14 protein-coding genes are annotated in these 15,306 nt (G+C 57.4%); 13 read left to right on the top strand and 1 reads right to left on the bottom strand.

Annotation, left to right across the window (positions count from 1 at the left end; translation table 11 throughout):
• Positions 1 to 109: 109 nt before the first annotated feature.
• The 8 genes from flhA to folD all read left to right on the top strand — a co-directional run bounded on the left by flhA (position 110) and on the right by folD (position 7,371).
• Positions 110 to 2,200: a flagellar biosynthesis protein FlhA gene (gene flhA, locus ASB66_RS07970; RefSeq protein WP_060716456.1), complete on the top strand. Its 2,091-nt coding sequence runs from the start codon at positions 110 to 112 to the stop codon at positions 2,198 to 2,200.
• Entirely contained in the window at positions 2,197 to 2,949 is a 753-nt protein-coding gene (fliR, locus tag ASB66_RS07975; protein ID WP_060716420.1) for a flagellar biosynthetic protein FliR, read from the top strand. Before flhA ends, fliR begins: the two co-directional genes overlap by 4 nt.
• 63 nt (positions 2,950 to 3,012) lie before the next feature.
• Positions 3,013 to 3,426, top strand: coding sequence for a hypothetical protein (locus ASB66_RS07980; RefSeq protein WP_060716421.1), 414 nt, complete (start codon positions 3,013 to 3,015; stop codon positions 3,424 to 3,426).
• Positions 3,427 to 3,458: 32 nt separating this feature from the next.
• Positions 3,459 to 4,061, top strand: a complete 603-nt coding sequence (locus tag ASB66_RS07985; RefSeq protein ID WP_060716457.1) for a rod-binding protein — start codon at positions 3,459 to 3,461, stop codon at positions 4,059 to 4,061.
• 174 nt (positions 4,062 to 4,235) lie between these two features.
• Positions 4,236 to 4,601: a hypothetical protein gene (locus ASB66_RS07990; protein WP_060716422.1), complete on the top strand. Its 366-nt coding sequence runs from the start codon at positions 4,236 to 4,238 to the stop codon at positions 4,599 to 4,601.
• A complete protein-coding gene (locus ASB66_RS07995; protein ID WP_060716423.1) occupies positions 4,601 to 5,131 on the top strand; it encodes a flagellar basal body-associated FliL family protein in 531 nt (176 codons plus the stop codon). Before ASB66_RS07990 ends, ASB66_RS07995 begins: the two co-directional genes overlap by 1 nt.
• A gap of 257 nt (positions 5,132 to 5,388) precedes the next feature.
• Positions 5,389 to 6,318, top strand: a complete 930-nt coding sequence (locus tag ASB66_RS08000) for a WecB/TagA/CpsF family glycosyltransferase (protein WP_234612773.1) — start codon at positions 5,389 to 5,391, stop codon at positions 6,316 to 6,318.
• Between the two features lie 153 nt (positions 6,319 to 6,471).
• Positions 6,472 to 7,371, top strand: a complete 900-nt coding sequence (gene folD / locus ASB66_RS08005) for a bifunctional methylenetetrahydrofolate dehydrogenase/methenyltetrahydrofolate cyclohydrolase FolD (protein WP_114386366.1) — start codon at positions 6,472 to 6,474, stop codon at positions 7,369 to 7,371.
• Here the strand turns inward: folD and ASB66_RS08010 are convergent, their stop codons facing one another.
• On the bottom strand, positions 7,372 to 8,400 hold the full coding sequence (locus ASB66_RS08010; RefSeq protein WP_060716425.1) for a LacI family DNA-binding transcriptional regulator: 1,029 nt from the start codon (positions 8,398 to 8,400) through the stop codon (positions 7,372 to 7,374). It abuts the gene before it with no gap.
• Positions 8,401 to 8,710: 310 nt separating this feature from the next.
• On the opposite strand from ASB66_RS08010, the gene ASB66_RS08015 reads away from it, so the two are divergent.
• From ASB66_RS08015 to ASB66_RS08035, 5 genes are all read left to right on the top strand, one after another.
• Positions 8,711 to 10,069, top strand: a complete 1,359-nt coding sequence (locus ASB66_RS08015) for an ABC transporter substrate-binding protein (RefSeq protein WP_060716459.1) — start codon at positions 8,711 to 8,713, stop codon at positions 10,067 to 10,069.
• Between the two features lie 87 nt (positions 10,070 to 10,156).
• Positions 10,157 to 11,167: a carbohydrate ABC transporter permease gene (locus tag ASB66_RS08020; RefSeq protein ID WP_060716460.1), complete on the top strand. Its 1,011-nt coding sequence runs from the start codon at positions 10,157 to 10,159 to the stop codon at positions 11,165 to 11,167.
• A gap of 1 nt (position 11,168) precedes the next feature.
• Positions 11,169 to 12,314: a carbohydrate ABC transporter permease gene (locus ASB66_RS08025; protein ID WP_060716426.1), complete on the top strand. Its 1,146-nt coding sequence runs from the start codon at positions 11,169 to 11,171 to the stop codon at positions 12,312 to 12,314.
• Between the two features lie 76 nt (positions 12,315 to 12,390).
• Positions 12,391 to 14,043: a beta-galactosidase BglA gene (gene bglA, locus ASB66_RS08030; RefSeq protein ID WP_060716427.1), complete on the top strand. Its 1,653-nt coding sequence runs from the start codon at positions 12,391 to 12,393 to the stop codon at positions 14,041 to 14,043.
• Between the two features lie 77 nt (positions 14,044 to 14,120).
• Positions 14,121 to 15,209: an ABC transporter ATP-binding protein gene (locus tag ASB66_RS08035; RefSeq protein WP_060716428.1), complete on the top strand. Its 1,089-nt coding sequence runs from the start codon at positions 14,121 to 14,123 to the stop codon at positions 15,207 to 15,209.
• The last annotated feature ends 97 nt before the right edge of the window (positions 15,210 to 15,306 follow it).

Here is a 15,306-nt window from a genome sequence, read left to right on the forward strand (position 1 = left end):
ATTCGCCTTGAGATAAGGGCATCCTCGCGCAAGCTTTGTCCGCTAGTCCTGTCGCCATCATGGCGGATTCTCGTTCCGCCAGCCTTCTCATGAAGAGATGGAACAGGACATGGCGCAAGCACCGACGACCTCACTTCCGACAGTTGCCAATAATCGCAGCCGAGAAATCGGCTTTGCCATGGGCATTGTCGCTATTCTCTGCATTCTCTTTCTGCCGATCCCACCCTTCCTGATCGATATGGGGCTGGCGTTTTCCATTGCCCTTTCCGTTCTGATCCTGATGGTGTCGCTCTGGATACAACGGCCGCTGGATTTCTCATCTTTCCCGACCATTCTGCTGATTTCGACCATGGTGCGCCTGTCGCTGAATATCGCGACGACCCGTGTTATCCTGTCGCATGGTCATCAGGGCCATGATGCGGCCGGCAGTGTCATCGCCGGGTTTGCCAACCTGGTCATGTCCGGCGATTTCGTGATCGGTCTGATCGTCTTTGCCATTCTGGTCACGGTCAACTTTATCGTCATCACCAAGGGTGCTACCCGTATCGCGGAAGTCGGCGCCCGCTTCACCCTGGATGCCATTCCCGGCAAGCAGATGGCGATCGATGCCGATCTCTCGGCGGGAATTATCGAGGAAAGCGAAGCTCAACGCCGGCGCAAGGAACTGGAGCAGGAAAGCTCCTTCTTCGGCGCCATGGACGGTGCCTCGAAATTCGTGCGCGGCGATGCGGTCGCTGGTCTGATCATCACCGCCATCAATATCGTCGGTGGCATTATCATCGGTTACTTCCGCCATGGCATGCCCATCAGCGAAGCAGCCGACGTGTTCGTCAAGCTCTCGGTGGGCGATGGTCTGGTCTCGCAGATCCCCGCTCTGATCGTCTCGCTCGCCGCCGGCCTGCTCGTCACCCGTGGCGGCAATGCCGGGTCCACGGACGAAGCGGTCATCAACCAGCTGAGCGGCTATCCGCGTGCATTGTCGGTCGCCTCCGGTCTGATGTTCCTTCTGGCGATCATTCCGGGCCTGCCCTTGCTGCCCTTCGTGACCCTCGGCGGTATCATGGCGTTCGGCAGCTGGTACATTCCCCGCCAGGTGGAAGCCGTGAACCTTGCGAAGCGCCAGGTCGAGGAAAAGAAGGTTATTCAGAACAAGGAAGCCGAAAAGGATTCGGTCAAGAGCGTGCTGAAAACCTCCGAGATCGAGCTGGCGCTCGGCAAGCTGGTTTCGACCCGCCTGCTTGGCTCGCATCAGGAACTGGCTTTCCGCGTCGGCAAGATGCGCAAGAAATTCGCCAGCCAATACGGTTTCGTCGTGCCCGAAATCAAGGTGACGGATGATATCGCCATCCCGGACAAGTCCTACCATATTCGGGTCCATGGCACGACCATCGCCTCGAACCTGTTGCGGGTTGGCGAAGTGCTTGTTGTCACCGGCAATGGCCGCAAGCCGCGCATTCCCGGTGACGAAATTCGCGAACCCGCGTTTGGCATGCCAGCCGTCTCGATCATGGAAGCCTTTACCGAAGACTTGAAGCGCGAAGGTTTTCATCCGATCGACAATGTCTCTGTCGTGCTGACCCATTTGAGCGAGGTTATCCGCAACAATCTGCCGCAGCTCTTGTCCTATAAGGACGTGAAAATCCTGATCGATCGGCTCGATCCTGAATATAAGAAGCTGGCAGACGAGATCTGCTCCTCGCATATGTCCTATTCCGGCTTGCAAGCCGTGTTGAAACTGTTGTTGGCCGAACGGGTGTCGATCCGTAACCTGCATCTGATCCTCGAGGCCGTGGCCGAACTGGCGCCGCATGTGCGCAAAACCGAGCAGATCGTTGAACATGTGCGTGTGCGCATGGCGCAGCAACTGTGCGGCGACCTGACCGACAATGGCGTGCTGCGGGTCCTGCGATTGGGCAGCAAATGGGATCTGGTCTTCCATCAGGCCCTGAAGCGCGACAACAAGGGCGAGGTTGTCGAATTCGATATCGACCCGCGTTCGCTGGAAGAGTTCAGCGAGCAGGCCAGCCGGGTTATTCGTGAATTCATGGACCGCGGCCTGCCTTTCGTGCTTGTCACGTCGCCGGAAACACGGTCTTATGTGCGCATGATTATTGAACGCTTGTTTGCAACCCTGCCGGTGCTGTCACATGTCGAATTGGCCAAAGGCATCGAAATCAAGATCCTGGGATCGATTTCATGATCACTGATCCGCAAGGATCGGTACTGGCGGTGTTCCTGGTTTTTTGCCGTATCGGTTCCTGTTTCATGACCATGCCGGGTTTTGCGTCTTCGCGCATTCCCACCCAGATCCGCCTGTTGGTCGCGGTCGCGGTTTCCATGGCCTGCACGCCGCTCGTTTGGGATTCCGTGTATCCCAAGGTGAGCAGCGGCGGTTCGATTTTCGTCGCGCTGATCTTTACGGAAACGCTGATCGGCGCGGTCTTCGGGTTGATTACCCGATTTTTCACGCTGGGCCTGCAATTTGCCGGCGCGATTCTGACGATGATGATCGGTTTCAACAGCACGGCCACGGCGGATGTTCTGGAAGACGGTGCCGAAAACCAGATGACCAACATGATCAGCTTTTGCGGGCTGATGATGTTGTTCATGATGGATTTTCATCATGTTATCTTCCGGGCGCTGATCGACAGCTATACGGTCATGCCGATGGGCGGCGTGCCCGATACCCAGAAAATGCTGATAACGCTGACGGATACCGCCTCGCGGACCTATATGCTGATGCTGCGGCTTTCCAGTCCCTTCATCATCTATGGCCTGATGTTCAATCTCGGGGTCGGCCTGGTCAACAAGCTGGCACCGCAGATCCCGGTCTACTACATCTCCACCCCCTATCTTATAACAGGGGGAATGCTGCTGGTTTATTGGTCGATCGGGGTGATGATGCGCCAGTTTGCCGACGCTTTCATCCCGATCTTCCTGGGGCATTGATATGAGGGGCAACTGACATGATAGGGCCAGAGGTGACTGAAATGCTCTCGATGAGGCCGTGTTATGGGACCCGATAAGAAATCCAAGAAATTGAAGCGGCTGGTGGCCGTGCAGCGGCATTTGGAAAAGATCGCTGAGTACGATCTCGTCGAGACCGCGCGCCAGCGCCAGGAAATTGCGGCTGGCCTCGAACGGGTAATCGAGGCACTGGGGTCGATGGACCCGGTGCATAGACTGTTTGCCCAATCCTATGCGGATCGCTTCGACCGGCTTTCGGGCGATGACCGGCGCATGGCCGATGTGCAGCGGGTGCAGGAAAACAAGGTTTTACGCCAGCGCACCAAGGCTGAACGGCTGCAAGACAAGATGCTCGAGGCGCGCGGACACGAGGACCGCGAAGCCGAGGATGAAATGCTTCAGGATCTGATCGACCTGACATTTGCCACACCAGCCTCCAGCAAGCTTCACGAGAGATAGTGGTTCCAGTTGATTTTCAGGGAACGAACACCGTGGCTATTTCTCCTCCAAGCGATCTTGTTATGGATGTTGTGCGGGCGGCCGAACCGTCTGCCATGGCAGAGGCCCAGCAAAGGCTGCAATCGGCACGCGCCAGTGTCCAGGCCGCCAGCCTGAACGAAAAAAGCGCCGGCTTCGAAGTGGCGATGAACACTTTGAACGATGGCGCTTCCACCAAGGCGGGGCTGGCCAATCGCGCCACCAATACGATCAAGGCGAGCGATATTCCCAAGCCTTACCGGCAATATGAAGGTATCGTGTTGCAGAATTTCATTTCCAACATGCTGCCCAAAGATAGTGAAGCTGTTTTTGGCAAGGGCAATGCCGGTGAAATCTGGAAAAGCATGATGGCCGAGCAGATCGGCAATACCATTTCCGAGCGTGGCGGCGTTGGCATTGCCAAGCAGATGTATGCCGATGAAATGGCAAAACTGCGCAACAAGGGCGCCCAGAACGCCACGACAGACCCCGCTCAGCAGAACATGGCGCAGATGCGGCTTGACGAGATCGAGCGCAAGTCACTTGGCCTTGCGGGTTCCGAAGAGGCAACCGACACGGTCAAGGCGCCCTTTTCTGGCGCTGCCACCACAGTTTGATCTTGTCGCGGTAGGGTACGCAGTTTGTAGCAGGGCATGATTATCCCCCATGCCCTGGGATGCCTGCCTTGCGACGGGGCTCAACATAAAAATATGCGCAGATTAAAAAGTGACATCAGCCCCGGCGCCACAGCGTAGGCGCTTGGCTGTCGGAATTCAAGGAACAGATTTTTCATGGAACATGTGTCCAACGACTACCGGATCAAGACCGTTCTCGGTCGCCTCGAAATGATTGTCGACAACGAGAATCATCGAATCGGCAAGGATCCGCAGTTTGATTTCAAGGTTTCGAACGCCCACAAAAGCCGCTGCCTCTACGAACTGACAATGTTGTTTCGCGATACCGATCCAAAGGAAATTGCTATCAATTATGTCGAGCAGATGCATGGACTGAAGAAAAAGCTGGCCTTGAACGCAAGACGGGTCGAGGCACATCTGGATGCCGTGCGTGCTGTGGCCGATATTCTGCGCAGTGCCGTTCAGGATGCCGATGGTGATGGCACCTATTCCCAGGAACAGTTTCTCTACAGAGAAAATTAATGGTCAAGATTGTCATTGCCGGCGTATGGGCCTGCATCGTCGCTCTCGTCGCCGTCTACTTTTCCATCCAGGTTGCTACCGCGCCGCCTCCGGTCGAAGTGGCCAAGGCGCCACCGACTGAAGTGGTGCGCGGCGAAGCTATCACTGTGCCGTTTCTCGAGAACGGCAAGGTGAAAGGCTATTTCATCGGCCGGTTCTCCTTCATGGTCGACAAGGAAAAAGCTGGGGCCATGCAAATGCCGATGACGGAACTGATGACAGACCAATTGTTTACCCTGCTGGTCGGCAACTCAATGGTTGACCTGTCGAAATCGACCAAACTCGACATCGATGGTTTCAAGCAGGCCATCAAGACCGGCATCAACAAACGCCTCGGCAGCGATGTCATCAATGACGTGCTGATCGAGCAGCTGGACTTCCTCGGCAAGGACGATATTCGCGAAGGTGGTGGCGGCAAGCCGAAACTGCTGCCAGCGGTCAAGATCGTTGAAGGAGAGAAGGCCCCGGAAGGTGCGGCGCCTGCACATTGATATGAACGGCTATTGAAGAGGCCGTTGGTACTCCGGTTTCGAATATTTCAAGCCATTGATACATTTGAAATATGCGAAATCCTTTGAAGGACGAGGATGCGGTTCACATCTTCGCGCTTCCTTATGAGAGGCATGGCTGGAGCGATCGCGGTAAACGAAGTATAAACGAAAAGCCTGTATTTCTAGCGGGCTACTTAAGTCGGATTTTATGCCTGCCTGTTATTCTGGGTGTGGTTTCAATCTGGCTCGTCATGTTTATGAACACCGTTACCACGCGCAAAGCCCCTGTCGCAGATGCTGATGAACAGATCAGCACGGCGCGCCTTATTCATAGGGTTCGCCAGGATCTGGCCGGAGACTGGGGTCGCCTCCATCATGATGATGAGTTCCACCCGATGAACCTGATTTCAACCGCACAGCAGATTGCCCCGAAAAAGATCCTGTTCGGCATGCCGATCTTCGATCTCTCCTGGGTTTCCGGCCTTAGCCTGATCGCGCAATATGCGGCAACGCCTGGCGCGCATGCGCAGGTTTCTTTCCTGAATGCCAACAATATCAACATCATGCTGAGGGATGCCGCCTATCGCGATGTCCTTAAAGGACATATCGTTCTGCCTGATGGGATAGGCATGGACCTGGCGGCGAGCATCATCGATGGCGAACCCTTTGCCGCCAATCTGAACGGCACGGATTTCGTGCCTGCCCTGTTTACCTATATGGAAGAGCCGCGCCGCATCGGCCTGATTGGCGCAAAGCCCGGTGTGCTGGCCGGTGCGGTTGCCCGTTTCCGCAAGCATGCGCCATGGCACGAGTTCGTGCCGGTGGCCGACGGCTTTTTCGACAATGAGGAACTGCCGATCATTCTCGAGCGGCTTGAAGATGCCAAGATCGACGTGCTGCTGGTCGGCATGGGCACCCCCTTGCAGGAAAAATGGATTGCCCAGCATATCAAGCCACAGCATGCGCGCGTGGTGTTCGGCGTCGGCGCGTTGTTCGATTTTGTTTCCGGTACCATGCCACGCGCACCTGCCTGGATGCGCAAGATCCGCTGTGAATGGCTCTACCGGCTGACACGGGAGCCGAGCCGATTGTGGCGGCGCTATTTGATCGGCATTCCGGTCTTTCTCTTGCATGTGCTGCGCTTCAAGCTGTCGGCCCGCCGCGACAAGGCGGCCGCGCAACAATAATTGCCACTCAACCCACCTTCACGGATCACGATGATTTTTTAATGCCAGACCGTGTTTTTGCGTTTGAAAGCGCCGATGGCAGTGGTAGCTACCGTTGTCCCATGAGCCAGATTTCAGATGGCTCTTAAGCCTTTCAGCGAGAGGAAACCCAACGTGGCAATGGTGATTGACGGAAAGCAGGTCGCGGCATCGGTAATTGAGGCCGTCAGGATCAGTTCCGAGGCATTCGAAAGAGACAGCGGCCAGAAGGTCGGTCTTGCCGTGATCATCGTCGGCGATGATCCGGCCAGTCACGCCTATGTCGGTTCCAAGGGCCGGATGGCCAAGCAATGCGGCTTTAATTCGGTTCAGCATACCTTGCCGGAGGAGACCAGCCAGCAGCAATTGCTGGATCTGGTGGCGAGCCTCAATGCCGACCCCGCCATTCATGGCATCCTCGTCCAATTGCCGCTGCCCAGGCATTTCGACAGCGAGGCGGTCATCCAGTCCATCCTGCCGGAAAAAGACGTGGATGGCCTGCATGTGGTCAATGCCGGTAAGCTGGCGACTGGCGATCTCGAAACCGGGCTGATTTCCTGTACGCCTGCGGGTGCAATGCTGCTGGTGCGCCAGATCCACGGGGCTGATCTCTCCGGTCTGAACGCGCTGGTGATCGGTCGTTCCAACCTGTTCGGCAAGCCGATGGGCCAATTGCTGCTCAACGCCAATGCTACCGTTACCATGGCCCATTCCCGTAGCCGCGATTTGGCTTCTCTGGCCCGCCAGGCCGATATTCTGGTGGCGGCGGTCGGTCGGGCTGAAATGGTCAAGGCCGATTGGGTGAAAGACGGCGCGACCGTGATCGACGTCGGCATCAACCGCGTCGCCGCCCCTGAAAAAGGCGAGGGCAAGACCAAACTGGTCGGCGATGTGGCCTTTACGGATTGCGCGCAAAAGGCGGGTGCGATCACCCCCGTTCCCGGTGGCGTCGGCCCGATGACCATCGCCATGTTGATGGCCAATACGGTGATCGCGGCCTATCGTAGCGCAGGCAAGCAGCCGCCGAAATTCTGACTATCCAGCAGGCGCCGGGCCGGTCGAGGCCCGGATGACCAGTTCAGCCTGCCAGATTTCCTGGAGGGGAGAACCCTCCGGGGGCTGGGCGATGTCGGCGATCAGCCGTTGCGCCACGCGCCGGCCGGCGTCTCTCAGCGATGAGCGTGTCGTGGTGAGCGGCACCCGGAAATGTTCCGGCTTTAGCAGCGGCAGATCGTCGTCATGGGCGACCAGCGAAATATCCTGACCCACCGTCAGCCCTGCGTCGTTGATGGCCCGTACCGCCCCCAGCGCCAGCACCGTACTGGCGCAGAGGACAGCGGTCGGACGCTCTGGCTGATGGAGCAGGGCGCTCATCTTTCGGTAGCCCCATTCGTCGGTCATCAGCGTATGGCTGATTGCCTCAGGTGGAAGCGCAAGGCCTGCGGCTGTCAGCGCCTTTTGGGTGCCTTGCAGCCGACGATAGGCGAAATCGAGGTCTGCCGGACCGTTTAAAACCGCAAAGCGGCGATGGCCAAGCCCGATCATCAGGTCTGTCGCCTGTCGGAAAGCCCCTTCATTGTCGATATCCAGATAGGGATAGTCCTCGGCAATGCCTTGGGAACGGCCATGCACGATGAAGGGCACCGACAGCGATTTCGCCATGGCGATGCGGGGGTCGCTGGCCCGGAGATAGGCAAGATAGAACGCATCCACCGCGCCGCTGCCGACGAGGCCGCGAATGGCCTGCTCTTCCGCCTGAGGATGGGCGGGAATGATGACGAAGTGAAATTCATGCTGAAGACAGGTCTCGGCAAGCCCGCTCTGGAATTCCGCGAAGTGGATGTCGGAGCTGCGATCCGGGGAAATCGGCATGACCAGTCCGAGCGAACCGGCCTTGCCGGTTGCCAGACGCAGAGCTGCGCGATTTGGCCGATAGCCGGTCTCGGCAGCGGCCTTGGCAACGCGCTGTCGCGTCTCTTCGTTAACCTCCGGATAGCCGTTCAGCGCCCGGCTGATCGTGGTTTGCGACAGGCCGAGCATCTGCGACAATTGCTTCAAATTCACGAGGCTTGCTTCTCCCTTCGCTCGGGTCTCCCGCGCCCAAAGCGCTTGCAAATTATCAGCAGAGACGGGTGCTGCAAATCGAAAATCTATTTTTAAAGCCGATCCCTTTCCCAAACCGGTCGCTGCTCCATTTTTAACGAGACAGAATGGTTTCGACTTTTTGAAAAGGCTTGACTCTGCCACGAGCAATAGAGATGTTTGCCCACCAAAGCGCTTTGGAAGCTGGATGATGGCGATGGCAGGATCGTCCCAGCTTGGGAAACAGGCCATGGAAACAGACATTGGGATGTTGAATAAAGGGAGGACTTTCGTGAAAAAACATCTGCTTATGGGGATTGCGGCTTTATGCCTGGTTGCAGGCGGAGCAAACAGCGCCGAGCTGAAGTTCAAGCCGGGCGAAGATGCGCGGTTTAATTGGAAGAGCTATGAGGAGTTTTCCAAGTCTCACCAATTGAAGGGCCAGACCATTACGATTTTCGGCCCCTGGCGTGGCGAAGATCAGGCGCTGTTTGAAAGCGTACTCGACTATTTCCGCCAGGCCACCGGCGCCGATGTGAAATACTCCTCCTCGGAAAATTACGAGCAGCAGATCGTTATCGATACCCAGGCGGGCAGCCCGCCCAATGTCGCCATTCTCGCCCAGCCCGGTCTGGTTGCCGATCTCGCCTCCAAGGGTGCTTTGACGCCATTGGGTGAGGAGAATGGACAGTGGCTGAAAGACAATTTCTCCGCCGGTCAGTCCTGGGTCGATCTTTCCACCTTCAAGGGCAAGGACGGCAAGCCGCAGATCTATGGCTTCCCCTACAAGATCGATATCAAGTCGCTGATCTGGTATGTGCCTGAGAATTTCGAGGATGCGGGCTATGATGTGCCCAAGTCGATGGAAGAACTGAAGGCGCTGACCGAAAAGATCGCGGCCGATGGCGGCACGCCGTGGTGCATCGGGCTTGGCTCCGGTGGTGCGACCGGCTGGCCCGCGACCGACTGGGTCGAGGACATGATGCTGCGGCTCTATCCGGCTGATGTCTACGATAAGTGGGTGAAGAACGAGATCAAGTTTGACGATCCGCAAGTGGTCAAGGCCATCGAGGATTATGGCTGGTTCTCGCGCAATCCGAAATTCGTTGATGGCGGCGCAGCGGGCGTGGCATCCACCGATTTCCGCGATAGCCCCAAGGGCCTGTTTACCTCCCCGCCGAAATGCTACCTGCATCATCAGGCATCTTTCATTCCGTCCTTCTTCCCGCAGGGTACGGTGGTTGGCCAGGATGTCGATTTCTTCCCGACCCCGAATTATGCCAGCAAGCCTGAACTCGGCAATCCCGTGGAAGGAGCGGGCACCCTGGCGATGATCACCAAGGATTCGCCCGGTGCGCGTGCCTTTATCGACTTCATCAAGACCCCGATCGCCCATGAAGTCTGGATGGCGCAATCCGGCTTCCTGACCGCCTTCAAGGCGGCCAACCAGGACACTTATGCCAACGACCCCTTGAAGAAACAGGGCAAGATCCTGCTCGACGCCACGACGTTCCGGTTTGACGGTTCCGACCTGATGCCGGGCAAGATCGGTGCGGGTGCCTTCTGGACAGCTATGGTCGATTATGCTGGCGGCAAATCCGCCGACGAAGTCGCCAAAGGAGTCCAGAAATCCTGGGACGGCCTGAAATAACACCGCACTAGCTCCAAGTATCGCAGCCTCAATCAGCTGCGATACTTGGGCATCCATATCGATAAGACGGGTTGGGAGGCCGGGTCCGTGGAACAGCTTTTATACGCACTGATTACAATCGTTATCGGCGTGGGTGCGGCGCTGGCCTATTTCTTCGGGTCGAACTTCATTCTCGACCGGCTGTTTCCCTCCAATATCCCGGATCTCTCCCGCGCCTCGCACAATCTGCGGATTACAGGCCAGATCAGGCCCTGGCTGTTTTTAGGTCCGGCGCTGCTGTCTCTTGGTATTTACCTAGTCTATCCGCTGTTTTCCTCGATTGCCTATTCGTTCTACGACCGTACCGGCACTCAGTTCGTCGGTCTGGACAATTACCGCTGGATGATTTTCGACGGGGAGTTTCATCTGTCGATTTTCAACAATATCCTCTGGCTGATCGTGGTCCCGACCGGTGCCACTCTGTTTGGGTTGATCATCGCGGCGCTGACCGACCGGATCTGGTGGGGCAATATCGCCAAGTCGCTGATATTCATGCCGATGGCGATTTCTTTTGTCGGCGCCTCGGTGATCTGGAAATTCGTCTATGATTATCGCGATGCCAATGCCGAACAAATCGGCCTTCTCAACGCCATTGTCGTCTGGTTCGGCGGTACGCCGCAGGTGTGGATTTCCCTGCCGTTCTGGAACAATTTCTTCCTGATGGTCATCCTGATATGGATTCAGACCGGCTTTGCCATGGTGCTTTTGTCGGCGGCACTGCGGGGTATTCCCGAGGAAACCATCGAGGCTGCGGTGATCGATGGCGCCAATCCCTGGCAGATTTTCATGAAGATCAAGGTGCCGCAGATTTGGAGCACGATTGCCGTGGTCTGGACGACGATTACCATCCTGGTTTTGAAGGTTTTCGATATCGTGCTGGCCATGACCAATGGCCAATGGCAGACCCAGGTTTTAGCCAATCTAATGTTCAACTGGATGTTCCGAGGCGGTGAGGATTACGGCCGAGGCGCTGCCATTGCTGTGGTGATCATGCTGATGGTGGTGCCGATCATGATTTGGAATATCCGCAATACACGCCGCGAAATGGGAGGTCATTGAGATGCGCACACGGGCTCTCTCGCCACTGAATATCGCGGTCAATCTGACGGTGCTGCTGCTGGTCGTGATATGGACGATCCCAACGGTGGGTCTGTTGGTGACGTCTGTGCGCGACAAGAACCAGATTGTCGCTTCCGGCTGGTGGACAGCCTTGACCAGTTCACGCCAGAAGGGGATCTACCGGGCGCCGGGACCGGAAGCGCAAAAGCAGGAGGGCGCGCTCTACGTGATATCAGGCAATGTGCTTGATGAGCCTCAAGGCAAGGTCAGCGCCTTCGGCACATCCAGCCTCAAGGCGGAAGAGTTTGAAGCGGGTACTACCGCGAGCCTGAAGGATGGTCAGACGTTGACGGTCGCCGAAGATGGCACATTCAAGTTGACGTCGACGACCTCCTTTGACGGGTCGCGCGGCCAGCGTATTTTCTTCACCGCCAAACTGCCGCCACGCTTCAGCCTCGACAATTACCGCACGGTGCTGAATGCCGAGGGCATCGGCAAATCCTTCATCAATTCACTGACGGTTTCCATTCCCGCCACCATTATTCCCATTCTTGTGGCTGCCTTTGCCGCCTATGCGCTGGCCTGGATGCCCTTTCCCGGACGCTCTCTCTTGCTTGCGGGTATTGTCGGCCTGCTGGTCGTGCCGCTGCAAATGTCGCTGATCCCGCTATTGCAGCTTTATAATAATGTAGGAGAGTTTTTCGGGGTGCCGTCCAAGACTTATCTTGGCATCTGGCTGGCGCATATGGGGTTCGGCCTGCCGCTCGCCATCTATCTGTTGCGCAATTACATCGCTGGCCTGCCTCGTGAAATCATGGAATCGGCGCGGGTCGACGGCGCCAGCGATTTCGAGATCTTCACCAAGATCGTGCTGCCGCTGTCTTATCCGGCGCTGGCGTCTTTCGCGATCTTCCAGTTTCTATGGACCTGGAATGACCTGCTGGTCGCCATGGTATTTCTGGGGACTGGCAATGAGGAACTGGTGCTGACCGGCCGCCTCGTCAACCTGCTCGGCTCGCGTGGCGCCAATTGGGAAATTCTGACGGCATCCGCCTTCATTACCATTATCGTGCCGCTTTTGGTGTTTTTCGTGCTGCAACGCTATCTGGTGCGCGGTCTGCTGGCCGGTTCCGTCAAGGGTGGCTGATCGCGTTTTCGACGGCTTGTTTTTCCTCCCTCCCTAAATCTCCAACAGGCCAAAATTTCCAAGAGGACAGATATTCATGACTGCTGCTTCCGATAGTGTCGCAATGCCGGACAAGGACTGGTGGCGCGGCGCGGTCATCTACCAGATTTATCCCCGTTCTTTCCAGGATTCCAACGGCGATGGCATTGGCGACCTGAAGGGCATCACCGCCCGCCTGCCGCATGTGGCAGGCCTCGGTGCCGATGCGATCTGGATATCGCCCTTCTTCACCTCGCCGATGAAGGACTTTGGTTATGACGTGTCCAATTACGTCGATGTCGATCCGATGTTCGGCACGCTCAACGATTTCGACGCGCTGATTGCCGAAGCTCATCGCCTCGGCATCAAGGTGATGATCGACCTGGTGATCTCCCACACGTCAGACCAGCATGCGTGGTTTGTCGAAAGCCGGTCCAGCCGCATCAATGCCCGGTCCGATTGGTATGTCTGGTCCGATCCGAAGCCGGATGGCACGCCGCCAAACAATTGGCTGTCGATTTTCGGCGGGTCCGCCTGGCAATGGGACCCGAGCCGGATGCAGTATTACCTGCACAACTTCCTGACCTCGCAGCCCGATCTCAACATGCATAATCCGCATGTGCAGGAGGCGGTGCTGGATGCGGTGCGGTTCTGGCTGAAGCGTGGCGTGGACGGGTTCCGTCTGGACACCATCAATTTCTACTTTCATGACCTGGCCTTGCGTGACAATCCGGCGCTCGACCCCGAACGGCGCAATGCGGCGACGGCACCGGCGGTCAATCCATATAATTTCCAGGAGCATATCTACGACAAGAACCAGGCGGAAAACCTGGAATTCCTCAAGCGCTTTCGCTCCGTGCTGGATGAGTTTCCAGCGATTGCCGCCGTTGGCGAAGTCGGGGACAGCCAATACGGGCTGCAAATCGCCGGGCAGTACACGTCCGGCGGCGACAAGATGCAGATGTGCTATGCCTTCGAATTCCTCGCGCCCGACCCTGTGACACCAGCGCTGGTCGCCAATACCCAGAAGGCCTTCCAAGATGCCGCGCCTGAGGGCTGGGCTTGCTGGGCCTTTTCCAACCATGATGTTGTGCGCCATGTCAGCCGCTGGGGTGCCAATGTCGCCGACCGTGCCGCCTTCGCCAAGCAGATGGCCGCACTGCTGATGACCCAGCGTGGCTCGGTCTGCATCTATCAGGGCGAGGAACTGGGGCTAACCGAGGCCGATATCTCCTTTGAGGACCTGCAGGACCCTTACGGCATCCAGTTCTGGCCGGAATTCAAGGGACGCGACGGTTGCCGCACACCAATGGTCTGGGATGCACTGGCCAAACAATCCGGTTTCAGCGCCGCCGACAAGACATGGCTGCCGATCCCGGTCGAGCACAACCTGAATGCCGTCCATGTCCAGGAAGGGCATGATGACAGCGTGCTGGAACACTATCGGCGTTTCCTGCATTTCCGCCGGACGCAGCCAGCGCTGATCAAGGGCGAGATCGCCTTCCATACGGTGACGGAGACAGGCCTCGTCTATTCCCGCAGCCTGGATGGAGAGACGGTCTTGTGCGGCTTTAACATGTCTGCCGAACCGGCCGAACTGTCTCTACCGGATGGAAATTGGCAGGCTCTGGATGGCCACGGTTTTGCCGGGAGTGTCGCAGGTGGCAAGATCAGCCTTCCAGCCTGGGGCGCCTGGTTCGGTCGCGGTTAAACGTTGAGACTAACAAATGGACATCTGTCCGGCTCATGGCGAGCCGGACAGATCCAAAAACGAGGAGGGGGAGGACAATGGCAAGCTTGGTCCTGAAAGACATTCGCAAGGCCTATGGACAGGTCAAGGTGCTGCACGGCATCGACCTAGAGATCGCCAAGGGTGAGTTCGTCGTCTTTGTCGGCCCGTCTGGCTGCGGCAAATCCACGCTTTTGCGGATGATTGCCGGGCTGGAGGATATTACCAGCGGCGAGATGCGGATCGACGACCAGATCGTCAATGACGTGCCACCCTCCAAGCGTGGTATCGCCATGGTCTTCCAGTCCTATGCGCTGTACCCGCATATGAGTGTCTACGACAACATGGCTTTCGGCATGCGCATCGCCGGTGAAAGCAAACAGGAAATCGAGCGGCGGGTGCGCGCCGCCGCCGCCATCCTGCAATTGGAGCCCTATCTCGACCGCCTGCCCAAGGCTTTGTCGGGCGGGCAGCGCCAGCGTGTGGCCATTGGCCGGGCGATCTGCCGAGATCCGAAAGTCTTTCTGTTCGACGAACCGCTCTCCAATCTCGATGCAGCCCTTCGCGTCGCAACCCGGATTGAAATCGCCCGTCTGCATGAGCAGATGTCCGATACCACGATGATCTACGTCACCCATGACCAGGTCGAGGCGATGACGCTGGCCGATCGGATTGTCGTGTTGTCGGCGGGCCGGATCGAACAGGTCGGTGCGCCGCTGGAGCTTTACGAGCGGCCCGCCAATCTGTTCGTTGCGCAGTTCATCGGTTCGCCCGCCATGAACATCCTGCCGGCCGCCATCGTCGAGGCAGGGTCTGAAACGCGCATCGCGCTCAAGGATCGCTCAACCCTGTCGGTGCCGATTGCCGTCCCCCCCGAGGACGCAGGCAAACCGGCCAGTTTCGGGGTAAGGCCGGAGGATTTGACCATTGCCGCCGAAGGTCCGGCGCTGTTTGAAGGTACCGTTTCCCTGGTCGAGGCCCTTGGCGAGGTGACAATGCTCTATGTCGACGGCCCGGTCGAGGGTCAGCCGGTGGTGATAAAACTGCCGGGCATTGCCAAGGTTGCCAGGGGCGAGCGGCTGCGCTTTGCCGCAGAGGGTGAAAAGCTACATCTTTTTGATGCGCAGGGGCAAAGCTACAAGCGTTGAACGTGTATGATTTCCCATGCATTAACTATGGTAAAAAAGGCAGGCTCGCCAAGGGGGCGGGCAAGGCGGTTTATCCATTTTCTGTTAAGTTCGTTCC

It is taken from the genome of Gillisella vitis, assembly GCF_001541345.2.
GTDB classification, from domain to species: Bacteria; Pseudomonadota; Alphaproteobacteria; order Rhizobiales; family Rhizobiaceae; genus Allorhizobium; species Allorhizobium vitis.

What these genes read in the sequence shown, in the direction of transcription:
- flhA (WP_060716456.1), top strand. Translation starts at nt 110, where the DNA reads ATGGCGCAAGCACCGACGACCTCACTTCCGACAGTTGCCAATAATCGC.
- fliR (WP_060716420.1), top strand. Translation starts at nt 2,197, where the DNA reads ATGATCACTGATCCGCAAGGATCGGTACTGGCGGTGTTCCTGGTTTTT.
- ASB66_RS07980 (WP_060716421.1), top strand. Translation starts at nt 3,013, where the DNA reads ATGGGACCCGATAAGAAATCCAAGAAATTGAAGCGGCTGGTGGCCGTG.
- ASB66_RS07990 (WP_060716422.1), top strand. Translation starts at nt 4,236, where the DNA reads ATGGAACATGTGTCCAACGACTACCGGATCAAGACCGTTCTCGGTCGC.
- ASB66_RS07995 (WP_060716423.1), top strand. Translation starts at nt 4,601, where the DNA reads ATGGTCAAGATTGTCATTGCCGGCGTATGGGCCTGCATCGTCGCTCTC.
- ASB66_RS08000 (WP_234612773.1), top strand. Translation starts at nt 5,389, where the DNA reads ATGAACACCGTTACCACGCGCAAAGCCCCTGTCGCAGATGCTGATGAA.
- ASB66_RS08025 (WP_060716426.1), top strand. Translation starts at nt 11,169, where the DNA reads ATGCGCACACGGGCTCTCTCGCCACTGAATATCGCGGTCAATCTGACG.
- bglA (WP_060716427.1), top strand. Translation starts at nt 12,391, where the DNA reads ATGACTGCTGCTTCCGATAGTGTCGCAATGCCGGACAAGGACTGGTGG.
- ASB66_RS08035 (WP_060716428.1), top strand. Translation starts at nt 14,121, where the DNA reads ATGGCAAGCTTGGTCCTGAAAGACATTCGCAAGGCCTATGGACAGGTC.